This is a genomic window from Plantactinospora alkalitolerans, assembly GCF_015690345.1.
GTDB lineage: Bacteria > Actinomycetota > Actinomycetes > Mycobacteriales > Micromonosporaceae > Plantactinospora > Plantactinospora alkalitolerans.
In genome coordinates this window covers 1-19,429 of record NZ_JADPUN010000324.1, presented here as the reverse complement: position 1 = coordinate 19,429, position 19,429 = coordinate 1, and the positions used below count along the sequence as shown (strand labels likewise).

Below are 19,429 nucleotides of genomic sequence, written 5' to 3'. Positions count from 1 at the left end.
GGAAGCACGGCGGGCGGGGAGGCACACCGAGGGTGAGGAGGAGCGGATGCGGGACGTCGAGTTGGCCAACGACGGTCGGCGGGTGGTGGTGATCGCGGTGGAGCGGGGCGAGGAGGCGGTTGCCGCCGTGAACGAGGTGGCCCGACGCCGGGGGATCCGCGCGGCACAGGTGACCGCCGTGGGTGGCTTCCAGAACGCCGAGGTCGGCTACTTCGACCGGGAGGCCCGGGACTACCTTCCGATCCCGGTGTCGGAACAGGTCGAGGTCCTCTCCCTGGTCGGCGACATCGCCGAGGTGAATGGCGAGCCGGCCCTGCACGTGCACGCCGTACTCGGTCGCCGGGACGGCAGCACCGTCGGCGGCCACCTGCGTCGTGGCGAGGTGTGGCCCACCCTGGAGGTGATCGTCGCCGAGGTCGCGGTGGAACTGGCCAAGCGGGTCGATCCGGAGACGGGGGTGGCGCTGTTGACCGGATCCGCCCGCACCTGACCGCCGGCCGCTTCCGGCTTCCGTCCTCGGTGGACGTTCTGCGTCGATGACCACGATGTGGTTCCCGGCTCGAACGCCTGAGCCACGTGCCATCGACGGAGGGACGTCCGGGCGGCTCACCGTCCCGCTCGGCGACCGGGCCACGATCGATGCCCGGGCCGGGACACTGACGGTGGAGCCCGGCGTCAGCTGAGCGACCTCGGCACCGCGCCGCTGGGGGCGGCCTACAGTCGGCCGTCGGGGTAGCGGGTCAGGTAGCCGCCCATGGTTCGGAAGTAGTCGGTCGCGGCGTGGTCCTGTCCGTCGTCGGTGCGTACCCGGGTGACGGCCAGGCCGTGCTCGCGGCCGGAGCGCGCGTCGGGCCCGGCGACGATCACCACGCCGTCGCCCTCGCGGTAGAAGATCCGGCCCGGGGTGCCGCCGTAGCGGCCCTTCGAGACCCGGGCGGCGACGACCCGCACCCGCTGGCCGTCGTGGTGCGTGAAGGCGTTCGGGTACGGGTCGGACTGCGCCCGGACCAGTCGCTCGATCTCGTCCACCGGCCGGGTCCAGTCGATCCGGATGTCCTCTTCCGACCGCTTGTGGAAGAAGCTCGCCTTGGAACGGTCCTGCTTCGGCCAGTCGGTCCGGCCGGAGGCGATCAGGGCCAGCCCGTCCACGGTGATCGGGCCGAAGAGTTCCAGGGTGCGGTGGAACAGGTCGGTGGCGGTGTCGGTGGGGCCGACCGGTACGGCGCGTTGCAGCACGATGTCACCCGCGTCGAGGGTCTCGTCCATCAGGTGGGCGGTGACCCCGACCTCCCGCTCGCCGTTGAGCAGCGCCCAGATCAGCGGCGAGAAACCGGCGTACGCGGGAAGCAGCGAGTCGTGCACGTTCAGCGTGCCGCGCGGCGGCAGGTTGAAGATCTCCGGCGGGATCCAGGTACGCCAGTTGGTGGCCACGATGACGTCAGGCTCGGCCTGCCGGAGTCGGTCCATCAGCTCGGCGTCACCGGGAAGCTTGCGGATCAGCACGGGTACGTCGTGCTTCTCGGCCAGTTCGGCGACCGAGTCGTCCCAGATCTTCTCGTACGCGTGTTCGCTCCTGGGGTGGGTGACGACGAGGCTGACCTCGTGTTCGGAGTTCAGCAGTGCTTCCAGGGTGCGATGCCCCCAGGTCTGATAGCCGAACATGACAACCCGCATCGACACTCTCCTCTTCGCCTCGCCCTCATTCGTTCCCGCTTGCCGCGGAAGCAACTACCGGGCGGTCTATATTGTCCTTGACCAGGGCGTAGGTTAGCCTAACCTAAACGCTGCGGATGGTCGACCGTTCGCACCAGCCGCACCGGGTCCGTAGGGATCCAGTCCTCCACCAAGCCGGCCGACCGGCCCGGGCAGACTGATGGGACAGGTATGTCACCAAGCAATCGCAGCGATGATCCCCAGGTCCACGATCTCGTCGGTGTCGGATTCGGCCCGTCGAACCTCGCCCTGGCCATCGCCATCCGCGAGGCGAACGCGGGCCCCCGCGCGGCTCCCGTCGACAGCGCGGTCTTCCTGGAACGCCAACCCCGATTCGGGTGGCACCGGGGGATGCTGCTCGACGACACCACCATGCAGGTGTCGTTCCTGAAGGACCTGGTGACGCTCCGCAATCCGGCCAGCGAATTCAGTTTCCTCTGCTACCTGCAGAGCCGCGGCCGCCTGACCGACTTCATCAACCACAAGAACCTGTTCCCGTCCCGGGTCGAGTTCCACGACTACCTGGAGTGGGCGGCGGCGCAGGTCGACGACCTGGTCCGGTACGCCCACGAGGTCGTCGACGTGCGGCCGGTGTGGCGGGACGGCGAACTGACCCACTTCGACGTGGCCGCCCGGACCGGCGCCTGTTCCACCCCGCCGGTCGTGCACCGGGCCCGCAACCTGGTGCTGGGCGCCGGCCTGCGGCCCCACCTGCCCGAGGGCGTCACCCTCGACACCCGGATCTGGCACAACCGTGACCTGCTGCCGAACCTCCGGAGCCTGGTGCCGTCAGCACCGGCACGCTTCGTCGTGGTCGGCGCCGGACAGAGCGCGGCCGAGGCCGTCGACCACCTGCACCGCGAGTTCCCCCGGGCCGAGGTCTGTGCCGTCTTCTCCCGGTACGGCTACAGCCCGGCCGACGACAGCTCGTTCGCCAACCGGATCTTCGACCCGGCGGCCGTCGAGGAGTACTTCGAGGCGCCGCAGGGCGTCAAGGAGATGATGCTCGCCTACCACGGCAACACCAACTACTCCGTGGTCGACCAGGAGCTGATCGACGCGCTGTACCGGCGCGTTTACCAGGAGAAGGTACGCGGCGTCGAGCGACTGCGGATGTTCAACCTGTCCCGGCTGGTCGAGACGGTCCGTACCCCGGGAGGGGTCCGGACGGTGGTCGAGTCACTGGTGACCAACGAGAAGACGGTGCTCGACGCCGACGTGGTGGTCTTCGCCACCGGCTACCGGCCGGTCGACCCCTTCGAGTTGCTCGGCGAGGTGGCGCAGGTGTGCCAGCGGGACGAGTCCGGGCGGGCGCTGGTGGAGCGCGACTACCGGCTGCGTACCGGGCCGGAGGTACGGGCCGGGATCTACCTTCAGGGCGGTACCGAACACACCCACGGCATCTCCTCCTCGTTGCTGTCCAACACCGCCGTCCGGGCCGCCGAGATCCTCGCCTCGATCTCCGCCCGGACCGTCGTGCCGGACCCGGCGCCCGACCGGCACCCCGAGTACGCCTGCGCCCCCGGCACCGCGTGACGGCTATTCGCGGGGCGTCTGCCCAGGCCGGAACCGGAAGAAGGCCACCGCGAACAGCGGCAGGGCCAATCCGCTGGCGACGAGCGACAGCAGACCCCGGTGCTGCGCCCGCAACAGGTTGCCGAGCCCGAGCAGCGTCACCGCCGCACCCGTGCTGAGCATGTAGAGGCCGGCGTCGGTCAGGCTCCGAAACGACCTCCGGGTGGCCCGGGAGACGCGCCGGGTCAGCAGGATCCAGCCGCCGAAGCCGATCAGGAGCACCCCGGCCAGGCCGGTGAGGAGCGCCATCGACGTCATCCAGTCCATGCCGTTTCCAGTACCCCGCCGCCGGTTTCGCCAACCGGTGCGGGCGTTGACCGGACGTCTCGGACGGTTCGCCGATGTTCGTCCGCAGGTAGCACGGAGCGCGGGCGGCATTCACCTGTGCTGGCCACGATGCGCGTATGCAGGGCTTGTACTCGCCGAACCGGCTGCGGTGGCTGGGCCTCGCCTGCTCGCTGGCCATGGCGGCGAGCGCCTGTCTCGCCGGGGCGCCGTCGCCGCGTGTCCCGGGGTGGGGCGTCGGCGTCGCACTCTGGGCGGTCGGCGCGGTCGGGCTGGTGGCCGTCTGGTGGCGGCTGCGTACCGTCGCCGCGCCGGGATGGCTGCTGGTCACCGGGGCGCTCTGGGCCCTACCGCTACTGCTGGCACCACCGCTGGGCAGCCACGACATCTACGCGTACGCCTGCCAGGGAGAACTCGTCGCGGCCGGGCTCGACCCGTACGTCGCCGGGCCGGACGCGCTGCCGTGCCGATGGCTCGACTGGGTCTCACCGACCTGGCGGGCCACACCGGCGCCGTACGGTTCGCTCTGGTTGGTGGTCGAGCGGTTCACCGCCGATGTCGCGTACGGGAGCCTGCCGGTCGCGCTGACGGTGCTCCGGCTGGTGGCGGTCGGCGGCGTCCTGCTGGCCACCGTCGCCGGGGCCGGGCTGGCCCGGCTCTGCGGCACGGAACCCGCCCGGGTGGTCTGGCTCGGGGCGCTCGGCCCACTCACCCTGGTGCACGCCGTGTCCGGCGCGCACAACGACGCGCTGCTCGCCGGGCTGGTCGTGGCCGGACTGCTGGCCGCCGTGGGACCGCTCACCGCGACCGCACCGCTCACCGCGACCGCACCGCTCACCGCGACCGCACCGCTCACCGCGACCGCACCGCTCACCGCGACCGCACCGCCTGCCACCACCGACCGGCGAAGCGCCAGCGTCGTCGACTGGCGATTCGTCGTCACCCGCCTCGTCCTCGCCGGAGCCGCGTTCGGCGCCGCCGCCTCGATCAAGGCCACCGCCCTGGTGGTCGTGCCGTTCGCGATCGCCGCGCTGCCGTGGGCCCGGACCGGTCGCCGTCGGATCGCGGCCGGCGGGGTCCTGGCCGGCGCGACCGTCGGCACCATCGTGCTGCTCGCCGGCATGACCGGGCACGGCTTCGGCTTCGTGCACAGTTGGCCGGCGACCGCCGGCAATGTCCAGTGGTCGTCGATCCCGACCGGTGTCGGCATGGCGGTCGGGTACGGACTGCGGATGGTGGGCCGGCCGGAGGCGTTCGCCGGTGCGGTCGAGGCGGCCCGACTGGCCGGACTGGGCGGGCTGGCCATCGTCCTGGCGGTGCTGTGGCGCCGGGCGGTACGCGGGGGAGTGGCCGAGGCGGTCACCGCCGCCGGGATGGCCCTGCTCGCCACCGCGCTGCTCGGGCCGGTCTTCTACGCCTGGTACGCCCTCGCCGGAGTCGCCGTGCTGGCGGCCACCGCACCCCGGGGACGGGCTGCGACGCTGCTGTACGCCGGTGCCGCCGCACTGATCTTCCTCACCCTGCCGGACAGTCTCGGACTGGTGACGAAGACCAAGGTTCCGGGCGCGCTGCTCGACGTACTCCTGATTGTCTGGGGGCTCGTCCGGTGGGCGGGCCGGTACCGTCGGAAATCTCGGCTGCCGTCCCTGGCGGCCGGCCGGACACCGACGAACCTCCCGGAGCAGGTGTCGGGGTAACCCGGAGCGCGGCAGGGGCCGTTCGACTTGGTCGGGTGCGGCACGATGGGCCGGTGCTTGTCGACGTGGCGGACCGCGCCGCCCGGATGACCGGAGCCATCCTGCTCGTCACGGTCCTCGCCGGCTGTCCGGGACGGCCGGGGGAGAGCAGGGTCGACCAGCGGAAGGGTCGAGTCGGCCAGCGCGCCGGCCCGGGCCTTTCCGGTGACGTCGCCCAGCACGATGGCGAGGGCGTCGGCGGCGACGATGCTGCGGTCGTACACCTCGATGCATCCGGTGACGAGCCGGGTCAGGCCCCGAACCAGGTCGTCCAGGGCGGTCGGGTCGGGGAAGGGGAGCCCGGCGACGTGTGGACCCAGTTCGGCGGCGCTCGCTCCGGAAACCCCCTGCCAGATCTCTGGCAACTGCCCGGCGCCGAGCCGACGCAGCCGATTGATCAGCGTGCTGAGTTGGGCGTAGTCGGTGTCGCCCGGATCGCCGGTGGCTCTGTCCCACCGGTCCCGCACGCCACGCAGCTCGGTGGCGAGTTCACCCGGCACGTGACCGGCCCGCCGCGGCGCATCGGGTTCGACCCGTATCGATTCCGTCATGGCGGCCTCCGGCGTCCGGGTGCCTGCACGGTAACAATGTGTTGCCCCCGGCGAGGTAGCCGAAGGAGCCCGAACCGAGCACCGGCGCGGTCGGCAAGGTACTGGTGGACGTCTCACGCTGAAGCTCAGCCAGTTGACGTAGCGGTCCGGGCGGCGGCAGCGTCCGGTCAGGTGGGTGATCGAGTCGCTGCCTGCCCGAGTAGGGTCACCCGGTGACCGCGTACGACATCGCTGCCAGGCTGCCCTCCATCGATCGGCTGCGGCAGCGCTGCAAGGCATTGGCCGTGCTTGAACGCATCATCGACGGTGGGGAAGCCTACTACGCCTATACCTCGACGTGGGGCACGGACGAGGCGGCGCTGATGAGCAACGGCAGCGGTGACGAGTGGGCCGTCGTGTTCACCGCTGATGGCGCGTTCATCTGGGTGTTCGATCATGAATCGGCGATGTCGCCCTACCACGATCCGGACCACGAGTTGTGGCCGGGGCTGCTGGACGGCATCCCGGCGGTGTTGCGTCCACAGGTTGCGGAACCCGCTTTCTGCGATGAGTCCGGGCAGTTCATCGCCACCGCCGTACTGTGGCGGTTGGTCGGTGACGACCGCTGGTACGCCGGCGAAGGAATCAGCTTCCCACCACTGTCCGGGCCGTACGACCACACCGGGCCGGACGGGTCCGGCATGCTCGAGATCCTGCTCGACGACATCGTCGACCGGTTCGTCGAGTTCGCCAGCGACTACTACGAGATCGAAGTGGACCGGGCGGCAGTCGAGCACGTCGTCGCCCACCGGCCGCTGACCGACACCCTGATTCAGGCACTGAATCCCCGACTCACCCTCGCCGATCTGAGGGAAGACATCGCCACCATCAGTTACCCGATCGGCGTCATGTAACTGCGGGCTCGGCAGTGGGCTCGCCGAGCGACAACGTTTGTCCGGAACGGACCAGTCGAACCGCAGCCGTACCCGGCGCTCCTCGGTCACCACGTCACGGACATCGGCGAGGATGTCGGGACGCTCCGCGCCGACCTCGCAGGCGACGTACTCCAGCGACTCCCAGTCCGGGTAGTCGTCGTCCTGCCACGGCTTCGGCAGAGTCGCCAGTCGCTGGACCTCCGGCAGCGCGGCGAGGCTGTCCGGATCGGCGATCGCGGCACTGTACGCCCCACGGCCGATACCGACGAGCCACATCTGGAAGTAGTGGAACGAGTCCCCGCCACAGCGCCCACCCACCAGGATGTCGACGGCCCGCCACAACCGGAACGTGTTCGCCGGTTCCCTGGTCGCGGACAGGTGCTGGACGAAGTCCAGCAGATCCGACCGCTCGGCATCCCGCATCGGACATTGGCAGGCGCGAGAGGGTTGGCGCGCATAAGGTCGGCGGACACGGCGACCTTCACGAGACCAGGACGGGGCAGGACATGAACCAAGGCACCCGCGACGAGCTGCTCGGCCGGCTGGCTGAGGCAGTCGGGTCCGTCACAGTCGCACACCCGACGCGGGTTGCCGTCGACGGACCGCCCGCCGCCGGCAAGACCACCCTCGCCGACGAACTGGCCGTCGTCTTGCGCGAACAGGGCCGCGACGTCATCCGCGCGACGATCGACGATTTCCTCTTCCCCCGGGCACAGCGCTATCCGCGCGGCGAGTACTCGGCCGAAGGCTGCTACCACGACACCCACGACTACGACGCGCTGAACCGGGTTCTGCTCGATCCGCTCGGCACAGGGGGAGATCGACGCTTCCGACACGCGGTCTACGACCGCACTGCGGATGCCGTGTTGTCCCCGCCGGTCATGTCTGCCCCAGCCGACGCCGTGCTGGTCTTTGACGGCGTCTTTCTCATGCGCCCGGAACTGATTGATCGGTGGGACCTGCGCATCTTCGTGTCGACCGCACTCGAGAAGACCGTGGATCGCGCCGTGATCCGAGAGCGCCGGATGTCATCGCGGGCCGACGTCGAACGGCGCTGGCGCGAGCGTTACATCCCCTCCCAACAGTTCTACTTCGCGACGGTCCGCCCGACCCATCTCGCCAACATCGTCGTGCACAACGACGAGCCCCAGCTGCCGATCTGGGACACCCAGCCACACTGACCGCACTCAATCCAGTTCAGGGGAATCGAGTACGAGCGACCGGCAGCAGGTGCTGATCCGGGCACATAGCGGGACGGGGATGGTGAACAGGCACGGGGCTCATCGATCATCGGAGTTCTCTACGCTCAGTGATCGACGGGAGTCCCGTGCCTGCCGTGCCACCATCGCTGTTGGACCCCGCAGAGCGCGGTGAGTTCCGCCAGCGTCACGCTCATTCGTCCTCCTGCTCGCCGGGGCGGTCAGGTCCTGCTCCTCAAGGAACCGCCACCAGTCGTCATCGTCATTGCCGATCTCGGCGTAGCCCGCGCCGAACACGTAATAGGCGAGGAAAGAGTCCAGGCCCGGGGCGATCTCCTGGAAAGCCTCGCGCATGAACCACTCGTCGGTGCTGGTCTGCGGGAAGTACCAGACCGCGCCGGAGTCGCGCCGCAGCAGCAGCGGCTCTTCCTGGAGGCGCCCGAGGTAGAACCACTCGTCGGGCTCGGCGGCGACGCCGGTGTATTCCGGCATGATCTTCAGACCGCCCTGCATACGGGCTGAGGAGGAGATGCCGGGCAGGTAGAACCCGCCGGCCGCGATGCTCTCGGCGACCTCCATCAGTTCGCGTACCGGCTGCGGTACCTCTGCCGGAATCTTGTCGGTCGGCGCGCCTGCGCTGATCTTTCCCCAGCTGACGGTGTTGTCCTCGTCCGCCACCAGGTCGGTGCGCAGCTCCTCGATGAGTTCCCGCAGATCGGGGTTCAATCCACTACCTCTATGCAGTGCGGAAGGCTGGGCCGGCCAGCGGGGAACACGAGATAGAACTCCCGCTCCCACGGGCTGATCAGCAGGTCCGCGTACAACTCGCCGTTTTTTACGGTCGTGGTGCGATGAGCGTTCTCGCTCTCCCGTGGGCATGCCGACGACGATGGCACAGGGCCCGGAGCCGGCGGCTCCGGGCCCTGCCAGGGTCCTGGTGCGAAGGGGCTGGTTCGTGTCGTCAGTCGGTCAGGGGCTGGTGCACGAGATGTTGCTGGGTGCCGCGTTGGTGCTCCCACTGAGGATGAAGCCGAAGTTCGTCGAGGCGTTCGCGCCGAGGGTGCCGTTGTACGCGGCGTTGCGGACGCTGACCGCGCCGCTGGTGCCGGTGTTGGTGCCGTTCCAGACGTTGACGATGGTCTGCCCGCTGGCCAGCGTCAGGTGTACGGTCCAGCCGCTGAGGGTGGCGGCGCCGTTGTTGGCCACGGTGACCTCGCCCTGGAAGCCGCCGCTCCAGCTGTTGGCCATGCGGAACGTCGCGGTGCAGGCGCCCGGTTGGCCGGTGACGGGCGGCGTGCTGGTCGGAGTGACGGGCGGCGTGCTGGTTGGCGTCGCGGTCGGGGTGCTGGTTGGCGTCGCGGTTGGCGTGCTGGTCGGGGTGCTGGTCGGGGTGCCCGTGCCTGGCACCGTGGTGGAGGCGGCATTGAGGGCGTTGAGGACGGAGGTGTACGCGGACTTGGGGTTGCTGTTGCGGTCGAACAGCAGCGGGTTCTCGTTGCCGCGCCAGGAGTCGCTGTCCCGTATGCCCCACGTCGTGATGCCGAGGCAGCGGGGAACGTTCATGCAGGCCTGGGTCAGTCCCTGGTACTGGCTGGTTGACGCGTTGGTGACGTCGGCCTCGGTCAGGACCACGTCCACCCCGAGGGCGGCGAAGCTGGACAGCGTCTGCTGGAAGTTGGCCGGCAGTGAGCTGCCACCGGTGAAGTGGGTCTGCAGGCCGACGCAGTCGATCGGCACACCACGGTTCTTGAAGTCCTGCACCATCCGGTAGACGCCCTGCGTCTTGCCGTAGGTCCAGTTCTCGATGTTGTAGTCGTTGTAGCACAATCCCGCGGCCGGATCGGCGGCGTCGGCGGCCCGGAACGCCGCTTCGATCCAGTCGTTACCGGTGGCCTGCAGGTTCGAGTTCCGCCGGGAGCCGTTCTCCTCGAAGGCCTCGTTGACCACGTCCCACTGGAAGATCTTGCCTCGGTAGTGGGCCATGACGCCGTTGATGTGGCTGATCATCGCGTTGCGCAGGGCGCTGCCGCTGAGATTCCGCCAGAAGCTCGGCTGCTGTGCGTGCCAGGCGAGGGTGTGGCCGCGGACCCGCATGCCGTTCTGGATGCCGAAGTTGTAGAGCCTGTCGGCGTTCGTGAAGTTGAACTGGCCCGGGCTGGGCTCGGTCGCGTCGGGCTTCATCTCGTTGACGGCCGTCAGCATGTCGAACTCGCGGCGCGCGATAGCCTGGAAGCCTGAGTCGCTGAGGCGGTCTGCCCCCATGGCCATGCCGAAGTACCGGCCACTCCGCTCGGCGGCAGCCTTCAGGGTGGTTCCGGGTGGGCCGGTGAGATCGGCGTGGGCGATCGTGACTACGGCCACTGAGGACACGGCGATCACCACGGCGCAGGCACCACCGAGCAGCAGTCTCGCGCGACCGCCGGTACGGCGTCTCGGGTGAGTGGGAACGTTGTTCATCTGTGCGCTTCCTCCTCGATGTTCTGTCTGGATCGTTGCCGTACGAGGGAACGGAACCGGCAGATCGCTGTACGTCGACGACCCGGAGCACCAAGCTCGCGCCTGGACCCTCACGGTCGTACCGGCCTGCGGGGATCGTGGCCCGATCGGCACCGACCGAACGCGTCCCTTCCGTCGGCGGCGGCAACGCAGATCCGAACGAAACCGCTGGCGTACGTCCGGCTGGCGGGGTTCGGATAGGGATCTCCACACGGCCCGGCGAACCCGATTCGAGAAACGTAGATCAGACGTCATACGTGTGTCAAGTCATGTTCATCGATGTCCAGATCGAATCGTTCCAGCTCGACCGGCGGCCGCAGACACCGGCCCTCGGAAGAACCGCAACCTTGCGCGGTCCGGGATCTTGTCCGGCGTCGATACCATCGGGCTCCACCTCGGGACGGAAGGATCGGCCGATGTCCAACCTGACTCCGTCGGACGTGCGGAACATCGCTTTCAAGAAGCCGGCGCTCGGCCGGCGCGGGTACGACGAGCAGCAGGTCGACGAGTTCCTGGAGGAGGTCGAGAGCACCATCGCCGCGCTGACCGAGGAGGTCGCGAACCTGCGGGCGCAGTCGGGCACCATCGGCACTCCACCATCGACGGTCGCCGGGTCACTCGACCCGCCGGGTGTGGTGCTCGCCCATCTCGAGGAGATCAAGGCCCGGCTCGGGCGGATCGAGTCCGCCGTCGGCGGCGGGGGTCCGAGGTATCCGTTCGGCGGTCCGATGTTCCGGAGCTGATCAACGGCACAAAGCGGCCGGGCGGGAAGTGTCGCACCCGATGGTCACACTGGGACTACCCCTCGTAACGGGAGTGTCGATGCCGCGAGTCAGTTCGTACCGACGACGGGACGGTACCCGGGTCAGAGGCCACTACCGGTCCCGGCGTCCCGGCGGTGGCCGGTCCCGCCGGCCGTACGCCCGACGGCGCCCGTCCCGGCCGGCCGCGTCGGAGCGGTCCGGTTGGTGGCTCGCCGGGATCGGCGGTGCCCTGGCCGCCGCCTGGATGATCACCGAGTTCGTCCAGCGCCATCCGGTCTGGTCCGCCCTGATCGCGGTCGGGCTGGTGGCCGTCGGGATCGGCGTCCTGACCGTGTTGTTCCGGGCGCGCGCCCGGCAGGCGGTGGCGGAGCGCGAGCGGGCTCGGCACGTCGGGGCCACGGACACGATGACCGGTCCGGAGTTCGAGGAGTGGGTGGCGGGCGTCCTCCGTCGGTCCGGGTTCACCGGCGTCCGGGTCTGCGGGGGCGCGGCGGATCGCGGGGCGGACATCGTGGCGAATGCGCCCGACGGCCGGCGCGTCGTCGTGCAGTGCAAGCGGCACGGGCCGACGAACCGGGTCGGTAGCGCGGCGATCCAGAAGTTCGCCGGGACCTGCCGCAGCATTCACCGTGGCGAGATCTGCGTGATCGTGACCAACGGGTTCTTCGCGGCCGGCGACGGGCTCCGGCTCGCCCGCGAGCTGGGCATCGGGCTGGTCGACCGGTCGGCCCTGGCGGCCTGGGCCCACACCGGCTCGACACCGGCGACGATCACCCGGTATTGACGGTCACCCGGTATTGACGGTCACCCGGTATTGACGGTCACCCGGTATTGACGGTCACCCGGTATTGACGATCAGGCCCGCGCTACGGCCGCTCCCCGAGGATGGTGGCGGCTGGTGGGGATGACCAGCGGGGTGCCGGTCAGCGGATCGACGGTCACCTCGCACCGGACGTCGAAGACCTCGTCGACGAGGCCGGCGGTGATCACGTTTGCCGGTTCGCCCTGGGCGACGATCCGGCCGGCCTTCATCGCGATGACATGATCGGCGTACCGGCACGCCTGGTTGAGGTCGTGCAGCACCATCACCACGGTCCGGCCGTCCCGGCGGTTGAGGTCGACGACCAGGTCCAGCACGTCGATCTGGTGGGACAGGTCGAGGAAGGTGGTGGGCTCGTCCAGCAGCAGCACCGGGGTCTGCTGGGCGACCGCCATCGCGATCCAGGCCCGCTGCCGCTGACCGCCGGAGAGTTCGTCGACCGGACGGTCCGCCAGGTCGGTGACGCCGGTCGCGGCGAGCGCCTCGGCCACCGCGCGTTCGTCGGCCGGCGACCACTGCCGCCACCAGGTCTGGTGCGGGGAGCGACCCCGGCCGACCAGGTCGAGCACGGTCAGCCCGTCCGGCGCGACCGGCGCCTGCGGCAGAATGCCGACCTGCCGGGCGACCTGCCGGGTGGGCAGGGAGTGGATTGCCCGGCCGTCGAGCCGGACGCTGCCCGCCTCCGGGGCGAGCAGCCGGGCCAGCGCCCGGAGCAGTGTGGACTTGCCGCAGGCGTTCGCGCCGACGATCACGCTGATCCGCCCCGGCGGTACCACCAGGTCCAGGTCGTCGACGACGACCCGGTCGCCGTACGCCAGCCGGAGCCGTTCGGCCCGCAGTTCCGGCTGGGCGGTCCGCAGTTCCGGTTGGGCAGCGGTCGCGGTCGGGATCGGGGTCGGCGCAGGCAGCGGGACGTCGATCCCGGAATCGTTGATGGTCAGGGTCGGATTCACGGTCACGTCAGCCTCCAGAACCGGCGCGGTTGGTCCGGACGAGTAGCCAGAGCAGGAACGCCGCGCCGAGCGCCCCGGTGACCACGCCGACCGGCAGGTCGACATCCGGAATGAGCCAGCGGGCAACCAGGTCACTGGCCGAGACCATCAGCGCCCCGGTCAACGCGGAGGCCAGTACCGGCGGCGCGGGCAGCCCGGCCAGCCGCTGGGCGATCTGCGGTGCGGCGAGCGCCACGAAGAGGATCGGTCCGGTGCCCGCGGTGGCGAACGCGACGAAGGCCACGCCCACCATCACCAGGCAGAGCCGGGCCGCCTGGACCGGAGTGCCGAGGCCCCGGGCCACCTCGTCGCCGAGTTGCAGGGTACGGGTCCAACGCCCGAGCACCAGGGTCACCGGAAGCAGTACGGCGACCGCGACGGCCAGCGGCCGCACCGTCTCCCAGCCGCGCCCGTTGAGGTTGCCGACCAGCCAGCCGATCGCCGTCTGCGCCTCGGCCAGCTGAGCCCGGGTCAGCAGATAGTCGGTGGCGCTGGAGCACATCCAGGAGACCGCGATGCCGACCAGCACGATCCGGTATCCGGTCGCGCCCCGGCGCCAGGCCAGAAGGTAGATGACCGCGGCGGTGGCCAGCCCGCCGACCAGCCCGAGCGTCGGCAGGCCGAGCCCGGTACCGCCGATCACGATCCCGGCGACCACGGCGGTGGTGGCGCCGGCGTTGATGCCGATCATGTCGGGGCTGGCCAGCGGGTTGCGGGTGATGGTCTGAAAGACGGCTCCGGAGACCGCGAACGCCGCACCGGCCAGCACGGCGGTCAGCGCCCGGGGCAGCCGGAGCTCCCGCACGATGAAGACCTGGCCGGCGTCGCCGGAACCCCAGAGTGCCGGCACCACCCGGAGCGGGTTCATCGGGTAGTCCCCGGTCGCGATGCCGACGCAGAAGACCACGAACAGCGCGACGGTGAGCCCGACGCAGCAGAGCAGCAGCCGGGGCCGCAGCACGCCGGAGACCGGTGTCCTGGTGATCCGGAAGGCGGTCCGTCGGCCGGTCCGGTTCAGTTCCACGAGAGACACGGCTCAGAGCTCCGCGAGCCGGCGTCGGCGTACCAGTGCGATGAAGAACGGGCCGCCGATGAAGGCGGAGATGATGCCGACCCCGACCTCGCTGGGCCGGGCGATGACCCGGCCGACGATGTCGGCGAGCAGCAGCAGGCTCGGCGCGAGGATCATGGTGAACGGCAGCAGCCAGCGGTGGTTCGGGCCGGTGATCAGCCGGGCCACGTGCGGGACCACCAGGCCGACGAAGACGATCGAGCCGGCGACCGCGACCGCCGCGCCGGCGAGCAGGGTCACCGCCAGGGTGCCCTGGAGGCGTACCAGTCCGACCCGGCGGCCCAGGGCGGCGGCGACGTCGTCACCGAGGGCGAGGCTGTTCAGCGCCGGTGCGGTGGCGAGGGCCAGTACGACGCCGACGGCCAGGAACGGCAGCAACCGCAGCACGGTGTCGGTGCCCGGTCCGGAGAGCGAGCCGGCTGCCCAGAACCGGTAGCGGTCCAGCGCCTCCGGGTCGCGCAGCACGATGGCGCTCGTCACCGAGTTGAGCAGGAAGGTGATGGCCACTCCGGCGAGCGCGACCTTGACCGGGGTGGAGCCGCCTCGGCCGAGACCGCCCAGCAGGTACACGACGATGCTGGCGACCAGCGCGCCGACGAAGGCGAACCAGATGTAGCCGTAGAGCGTGGCGATTCCGAACCAGGCGATGGCGGTGACGATCCCGAGCGCGGCTCCGGCGCTGACACCGAGCAGGCCCGGGTCGGCGAGGGGATTGCGGGTCAGCCCCTGCATCAGCGCACCGGAGAGGCCCAGTGCCATTCCGACGAGCAGTCCGAGGAGCGTACGGGGTATGCGCACGCCCCAGACGATCGCCTCGACCTGCGGATCGCTGCCGCGCATGGTGGCCCGGTCGAACAGGGCCTGCATCACCTGGTCGAGGGGAATCTGCCGGCTACCGACCGCGATCGACACCAGCGACAGGACGATCAGGACGGTCGTGGCGACCAGAAACAGTCCGGCCGGCCTGCTGGGTCGGAACCGCGCTGCCCGGCCCGGCCGGGGCTGGGCCCGGCGCACCGCGGGTGCCTGGTCCGTTGTCACGCGTCCTCACGTTCTACTGGCTGGGCGGTAGGCAACTCCCGGCATTGGTACCGAGAAAGCGAAGATCTTTCTTAGGATAGGTATACCTTAGTTCACATCGTCGATGATGTGGACCCTCTGCCCCGTAACGGTTGAGGTTAGGTAAGGATTACCTTACTATCACCGCAGCGGTACCTTAGCCGGCCGACAGCCCGGAATCCGCAGCGCGGGAGCCGGAGAGCATCTCGAAGAGGAGCCGATGTCCACCACACCTGCCCGCGCGACCCGCTTGCGACCCGTCGTCCGACTGGCGGCGGCCCTGGTCGTCGCCGTACTCGGCCTCGGCCTCACCGGGTGCGGCGACACCGGCAGCGACGACCCGGCACCCTCGGCCACCGCCGGAGCCTTCCCGGTGCGGGTCGACCACAAGTACGGCACCACCGAGATTCCGAAGCAGCCGACCCGGGTCGTCACGCTCGGGCTCAGCGACCAGGATCCGGTGCTCGCCCTCGGCACCGTGCCGGTGGGTGCCATCGACTGGTTCCTGGAGCGGCCGTACGGCAAGTGGCCCTGGGCCCAGCCGCTGTGGGGCAGCACCCCGCCGGAGATCGTCGGCGAACGCGACGACTACAACATGGAGAAGATCGCCGCCCTCAACCCGGACCTGATCATCGGCCTCTACTCCGGGATGACGCAGGAGCAGTACGGGCAGTTGTCCAAGCTCGCGCCGACCGTCGCCCAGCCGAAGGGCTTCGCGGACTACGCCGCCCCGTGGCAGGACATGACCCGGCTGGCCGGTCAGGCGCTCGGCAGGCCCGCCCAGGCCGACAAGCTGATCGCCGACGTCGACGCCCGGTTCGCCAAGGCCCGGCAGGAGCACCCCGGGTTCGCGGGCAAGAGCGTCGCGGTGGTCGACCCGTACGAGGCCGGCAAGTACGCGGTGTTCGCGCCGAGCGACCCGAAGGTCGTCTTCATGACCCAACTCGGCTTCACGGTGCCGGACACCATCGTGCAGGCGGCCGGCAAGGAGTACGCCGCCGAGATCGGCTCCGAACGGCTCGATCTGGTCGACGTCGACAGGCTGCTGTTCCTGACCTCGGACGCCAGCGCTGAGCCCCGGGTGAAGGCGGACAAGGTCTACTCCACCCTCGACGTGGCCAAGCAGAACCGGGCGGTCTTCCTGCCGTACGAGAATCCGCCGCTCGGTGGTGCGCTCTCGTTCAGCACCGTGCTGAGTGTCCCGTACGCGCTGGACCAGATTCTGCCGCTGCTCGGCGACGGCTGACCGCCCGCCATCGGCAGTTCTCCGACTCCGACCGCCCGGCGCCACCCGCTTCCTTCCATCCGCTTTCGAGAGGCGGTATTCCGTCGTGCCCAAAAGTGACCTGAACAGCGCGGACGGCGAGCTGAACACGGTGGAGCGGCAACGGATCCTTGTCGAGTGGAACGAGACAGTCCGCCCGGCGGCCCCGGCGACCTGGCCGGACCTGTTCGCGCAGCAGGTCCGGCGGGCGCCCGGAGCGGTGGCGGTGGTCTGCGAGGACGTCGAACTGACGTACGCCGAGTTGGACGCCCGGGCCAACCGGCTGGCGCACGCACTGCTGGCCCGTGGGGTCGGGCCGGAACGGGTCGTCGCGCTCTGCCTGCCCCGTTCGGTGGAAATGATCGTGGCCGAGGTGGCGGTCCTCAAGGCCGGCGGCGCCTACCTGCCGGTGGACCAGGACTACCCGGCCGAGCGGATCGGCTTCATGCTGGCCGACGCCCGGCCGGTCTGTCTGGTCAGCACCGCCGCGCTCGCCGGAGGCCTACCGGACACCCCGGACCTGCCCCGGCTGCTGCTCGACGAGGTGTCCGACAACGATCAGCCGGGCGAGATGTCCGGCAGTGCTCGGCTCGACCGTGATCCGACCGACGCCGACCGGGGCACCCGGCTGACGCCGGAGAACGCGGCGTACGTCATCTACACCTCCGGGTCGACCGGCCGCCCCAAGGGCGTGGTCGTCTCGCACGCCGGGGTGGCAAAGCTGGTGGCCACCCAGTCGGCCCGGCTCGGCGTGGGGCCGGACAGCCGGGTTCTCCAGTTCGCCTCGCCCAGCTTCGACGTGGCGTTCTGGGACCTCTGCCTGGGCCTGCTCTCCGGCGGCCGGCTGGTGGTCGTGCCGGCCGACCGTCGGGTGCCCGGCCCGGCGCTGACCGAGTACGCCCACCGGCACGGCGTGACCTTCATGATCTTGCCGCCCGCACTGCTGGCCGCGATGCCCAGGGACCTGTCCCTGCCGGCCAGGGCGACCCTGCTCGCCGGCACCGAGCGGGTCTCCCCGGAACTGGTCGCCCGATGGGCCCGGGACCGGCCGATGTTCAACGCGTACGGGCCGACCGAGGCGACCGTGAACTCGACCCTCGGCGAGTGCGACCCCGACACGCCGCCCGGGGGCGTGGTGCCGATCGGCCGCCCTGATCCGGGTACCCGCTGCTACGTGCTCGACGCCGCCCTCCAACCGGTGCCGGTGGGCGCGACCGGCGAGCTGTACCTCGGCGGGCCCGGCCTGGCCCGGGGCTACCTCGGCCAGCCGGGACTGACCGCCCAGCGGTTCGTCGCCGACCCGTACGGCCCGGCCGGTGGCCGGCTCTACCGGACCGGTGACCTGGTGCGCTGGCTGCCCGACGGACGACTGGAGTTCCTGGGTCGGGCCGACGACCAGGTGAAGATCCGTGGTTACCGGATCGAACCGGGGGAGATCGAGTCCGTGCTCGCCCAGCATCCGGCGGTCGGCCAGGTTGCCGTACTGGCCCGCCAGGGGCGGTCGGGTGACCAGCGGCTCGCCGCGTACGTGGTACCGGCGCTGGACGGGGAGCGGACGCCGGACCGGGACGCCGACGCGGAGTCCGACCGGGTGGCGCAGTGGGAGCGGCTGCACGAACTGCTCTACACGGCCGGGCGTACCGAGCGGTTCGGGGAGAACTTCACCGGCTGGAACAGCAGCTACGACGGCCAGCCGATTCCACTGGACCAGATGCGCGACTGGCGGGACCAGACGGTACGCCGGATCCTCGCGCTCCGGCCGCGCCGGGTGCTGGAGATCGGTGTCGGCAGCGGCCTGCTGCTGGCCCGGCTGGCGCCGCAGGTGGAGTCGTACTGGGGGACCGACCTGTCCGGGGCGGCCGTCGAGGCGCTGCGCGGCCAGGTCGCCGACGTTCCCGAACTGGCCGGCCGGATCGAGTTGCGGGCCCAACCCGCCGACGTGACCGACGGGCTGCCCACCGGCTTCTTCGACACCATCGTGCTGAACTCGGTGGTCCAGTACTTTCCCAGCGTCGACTACCTGGTCGACGTGCTGCGCGAGGCGGTTGGGCTGTTGGCGCCCGGCGGAACCGTCTTCGTCGGCGACGTACGCAACCTGCGGCTGCACCGGACGCTGCGCGGCGCGATCGAGGCCGGGCGCCGCCGGCCCGGGGACGACGGCACGGACGCCGCGCTGGCCGCCGTCGAGCAGAGCCTGCACTGGGAGGGCGAACTGCTGCTCGACCCCGACTTCTTCCCGGCCCTGGCCGGGGTGGTGCCGGCGATCGGCGACGTCGACCTGTGGGTGAAACGGGGCCGGGACCACAACGAACTGACCCGCTACCGCTACGACGTGGTGCTGCGGACCGGCGCCGCACCGGAACCCGACGCGGCGGACGGCACCACTGCGTACGGACCTGGCGGCGATGACCTCGTCGAGCTGTCCTGGAGCGGAAACGCCGGGCCGAGCGGAAACGCCGGGCCGAGCGGAAACGCCGGGCCGAGCGGGAACGCCGGGCCGAGCGGACACGCCGAGCTGACCGGGCTGGTCGAGCGGCTGGACCGGGAGCGGCCGGTCGCACTGCGGGTCACCGGGGTACCGAACGCGCGGCTGGACGCCGACCTCGCCGCGTACCGGAAGCTGTCCGGCGACGCCGAGGCGCCCGATCCGGCGACCGTCGACCCGGAAGCGGTGTACGAGCTGGCCGGGCGGCTCGGCTACGACGTCGCCGTCACCTGGTCCGGTACGGCCGACGACGGCAGCCTCGACCTGATCCTCAGCAGTGCGGGGGCGGCAGCCTCCGGCCCGGCCTACCGACCCGGCCCGTCCCCGACCGGCTCGGCAGCCGGATCCGACCCGACCGGCTCGGCCGATCCGACCGACCTGGCCCGGTACGCCAACCGGCCGGCGCCGTTCCGGGACGTCGCCGCGCTGATGGCGGCGCTGCGGACGTACGCCCGGAGTTGGTTGCCCGACCACATGGTGCCCGCCGCGTTCGTGCCGCTGCAC

16 protein-coding genes and 1 pseudogene are annotated in these 19,429 nt (G+C 70.6%); 9 read left to right on the top strand and 8 right to left on the bottom strand.

The features are described from left to right. Positions 1–490 (top strand): PPC domain-containing DNA-binding protein (locus I0C86_RS35340; RefSeq protein ID WP_230395314.1); only part of this gene is annotated, 490 nt, incomplete at its 5' end. Between the two features lie 224 nt (positions 491–714). On the opposite strand, the gene I0C86_RS35335 is transcribed toward I0C86_RS35340, so the two are convergent. Then, positions 715–1,674, bottom strand: coding sequence for a methionyl-tRNA formyltransferase (locus I0C86_RS35335; RefSeq protein WP_196205654.1), 960 nt, complete (start codon positions 1,672–1,674; stop codon positions 715–717). Positions 1,675–1,884: 210 nt separating this feature from the next. On the opposite strand from I0C86_RS35335, the gene I0C86_RS35330 reads away from it, so the two are divergent. Further along, positions 1,885–3,249: a lysine N(6)-hydroxylase/L-ornithine N(5)-oxygenase family protein gene (locus tag I0C86_RS35330; RefSeq protein ID WP_196205653.1), complete on the top strand. Its 1,365-nt coding sequence runs from the start codon at positions 1,885–1,887 to the stop codon at positions 3,247–3,249. Positions 3,250–3,252: 3 nt separating this feature from the next. Here the strand turns inward: I0C86_RS35330 and I0C86_RS35325 are convergent, their stop codons facing one another. Continuing rightward, positions 3,253–3,555: a hypothetical protein gene (locus I0C86_RS35325; protein WP_196205652.1), complete on the bottom strand. Its 303-nt coding sequence runs from the start codon at positions 3,553–3,555 to the stop codon at positions 3,253–3,255. A gap of 137 nt (positions 3,556–3,692) precedes the next feature. On the opposite strand from I0C86_RS35325, the gene mptB reads away from it, so the two are divergent. Next, positions 3,693–5,270, top strand: coding sequence for a polyprenol phosphomannose-dependent alpha 1,6 mannosyltransferase MptB (gene mptB / locus I0C86_RS35320; protein ID WP_196205651.1), 1,578 nt, complete (start codon positions 3,693–3,695; stop codon positions 5,268–5,270). Positions 5,271–6,072: 802 nt separating this feature from the next. Further along, positions 6,073–6,753 carry a hypothetical protein gene (locus I0C86_RS35315; protein WP_196205650.1) on the top strand — a complete coding sequence of 227 codons (681 nt, stop codon included), beginning with the start codon at positions 6,073–6,075 and terminating at the stop codon, positions 6,751–6,753. A 150-nt stretch (positions 6,754–6,903) separates the two neighbouring features. Here the strand turns inward: I0C86_RS35315 and I0C86_RS45620 are convergent. Then, positions 6,904–7,197: pseudogene (locus I0C86_RS45620) on the bottom strand (DUF4240 domain-containing protein); the annotation flags it as partial. Between the two features lie 83 nt (positions 7,198–7,280). On the opposite strand from I0C86_RS45620, the gene I0C86_RS35305 reads away from it, so the two are divergent. Next, complete coding sequence (locus I0C86_RS35305) at positions 7,281–7,955, top strand: nucleoside/nucleotide kinase family protein (protein ID WP_196205649.1); 675 nt, start codon at positions 7,281–7,283, stop codon at positions 7,953–7,955. A 99-nt stretch (positions 7,956–8,054) separates the two neighbouring features. Here the strand turns inward: I0C86_RS35305 and I0C86_RS35300 are convergent, their stop codons facing one another. Both I0C86_RS35300 and I0C86_RS35295 read right to left on the bottom strand, forming a co-directional pair. Then, on the bottom strand, positions 8,055–8,699 hold the full coding sequence (locus tag I0C86_RS35300) for a hypothetical protein (RefSeq protein ID WP_196205648.1): 645 nt from the start codon (positions 8,697–8,699) through the stop codon (positions 8,055–8,057). Between the two features lie 243 nt (positions 8,700–8,942). Next, on the bottom strand, positions 8,943–10,430 hold the full coding sequence (locus I0C86_RS35295; protein ID WP_196205647.1) for an endo-1,4-beta-xylanase: 1,488 nt from the start codon (positions 10,428–10,430) through the stop codon (positions 8,943–8,945). A gap of 455 nt (positions 10,431–10,885) precedes the next feature. Between I0C86_RS35295 and I0C86_RS35290 the strand changes: the two genes are divergently transcribed. Both I0C86_RS35290 and I0C86_RS35285 read left to right on the top strand, forming a co-directional pair. Next, complete coding sequence (locus I0C86_RS35290) at positions 10,886–11,212, top strand: DivIVA domain-containing protein (RefSeq protein WP_196205646.1); 327 nt, start codon at positions 10,886–10,888, stop codon at positions 11,210–11,212. A 79-nt stretch (positions 11,213–11,291) separates the two neighbouring features. Next, the gene (locus I0C86_RS35285) at positions 11,292–12,017 is read left to right on the top strand and encodes a restriction endonuclease (RefSeq protein WP_196205645.1); all 726 of its coding nucleotides are present in this window, start codon (positions 11,292–11,294) and stop codon (positions 12,015–12,017) included. Between the two features lie 71 nt (positions 12,018–12,088). On the opposite strand, the gene I0C86_RS35280 is transcribed toward I0C86_RS35285, so the two are convergent. The 3 genes from I0C86_RS35280 to I0C86_RS35270 all read right to left on the bottom strand — a co-directional run bounded on the left by I0C86_RS35280 (position 12,089) and on the right by I0C86_RS35270 (position 15,158). Further along, a complete protein-coding gene (locus I0C86_RS35280) occupies positions 12,089–12,943 on the bottom strand; it encodes an ABC transporter ATP-binding protein (protein WP_407676386.1) in 855 nt (284 codons plus the stop codon). A gap of 70 nt (positions 12,944–13,013) precedes the next feature. Further along, positions 13,014–14,078 carry a FecCD family ABC transporter permease gene (locus I0C86_RS35275; RefSeq protein WP_196205644.1) on the bottom strand — a complete coding sequence of 355 codons (1,065 nt, stop codon included), beginning with the start codon at positions 14,076–14,078 and terminating at the stop codon, positions 13,014–13,016. A 3-nt stretch (positions 14,079–14,081) separates the two neighbouring features. Further along, positions 14,082–15,158 carry a FecCD family ABC transporter permease gene (locus tag I0C86_RS35270; RefSeq protein ID WP_323374042.1) on the bottom strand — a complete coding sequence of 359 codons (1,077 nt, stop codon included), beginning with the start codon at positions 15,156–15,158 and terminating at the stop codon, positions 14,082–14,084. Between the two features lie 238 nt (positions 15,159–15,396). On the opposite strand from I0C86_RS35270, the gene I0C86_RS35265 reads away from it, so the two are divergent. Together I0C86_RS35265 and I0C86_RS35260 are read left to right on the top strand one after the other, a co-directional pair. Further along, positions 15,397–16,422, top strand: coding sequence for an iron-siderophore ABC transporter substrate-binding protein (locus I0C86_RS35265; protein WP_196205643.1), 1,026 nt, complete (start codon positions 15,397–15,399; stop codon positions 16,420–16,422). 85 nt (positions 16,423–16,507) lie between these two features. Continuing rightward, positions 16,508–19,429 (top strand): non-ribosomal peptide synthetase (locus tag I0C86_RS35260; RefSeq protein ID WP_323374041.1); only part of this gene is annotated, 2,922 nt, incomplete at its 3' end.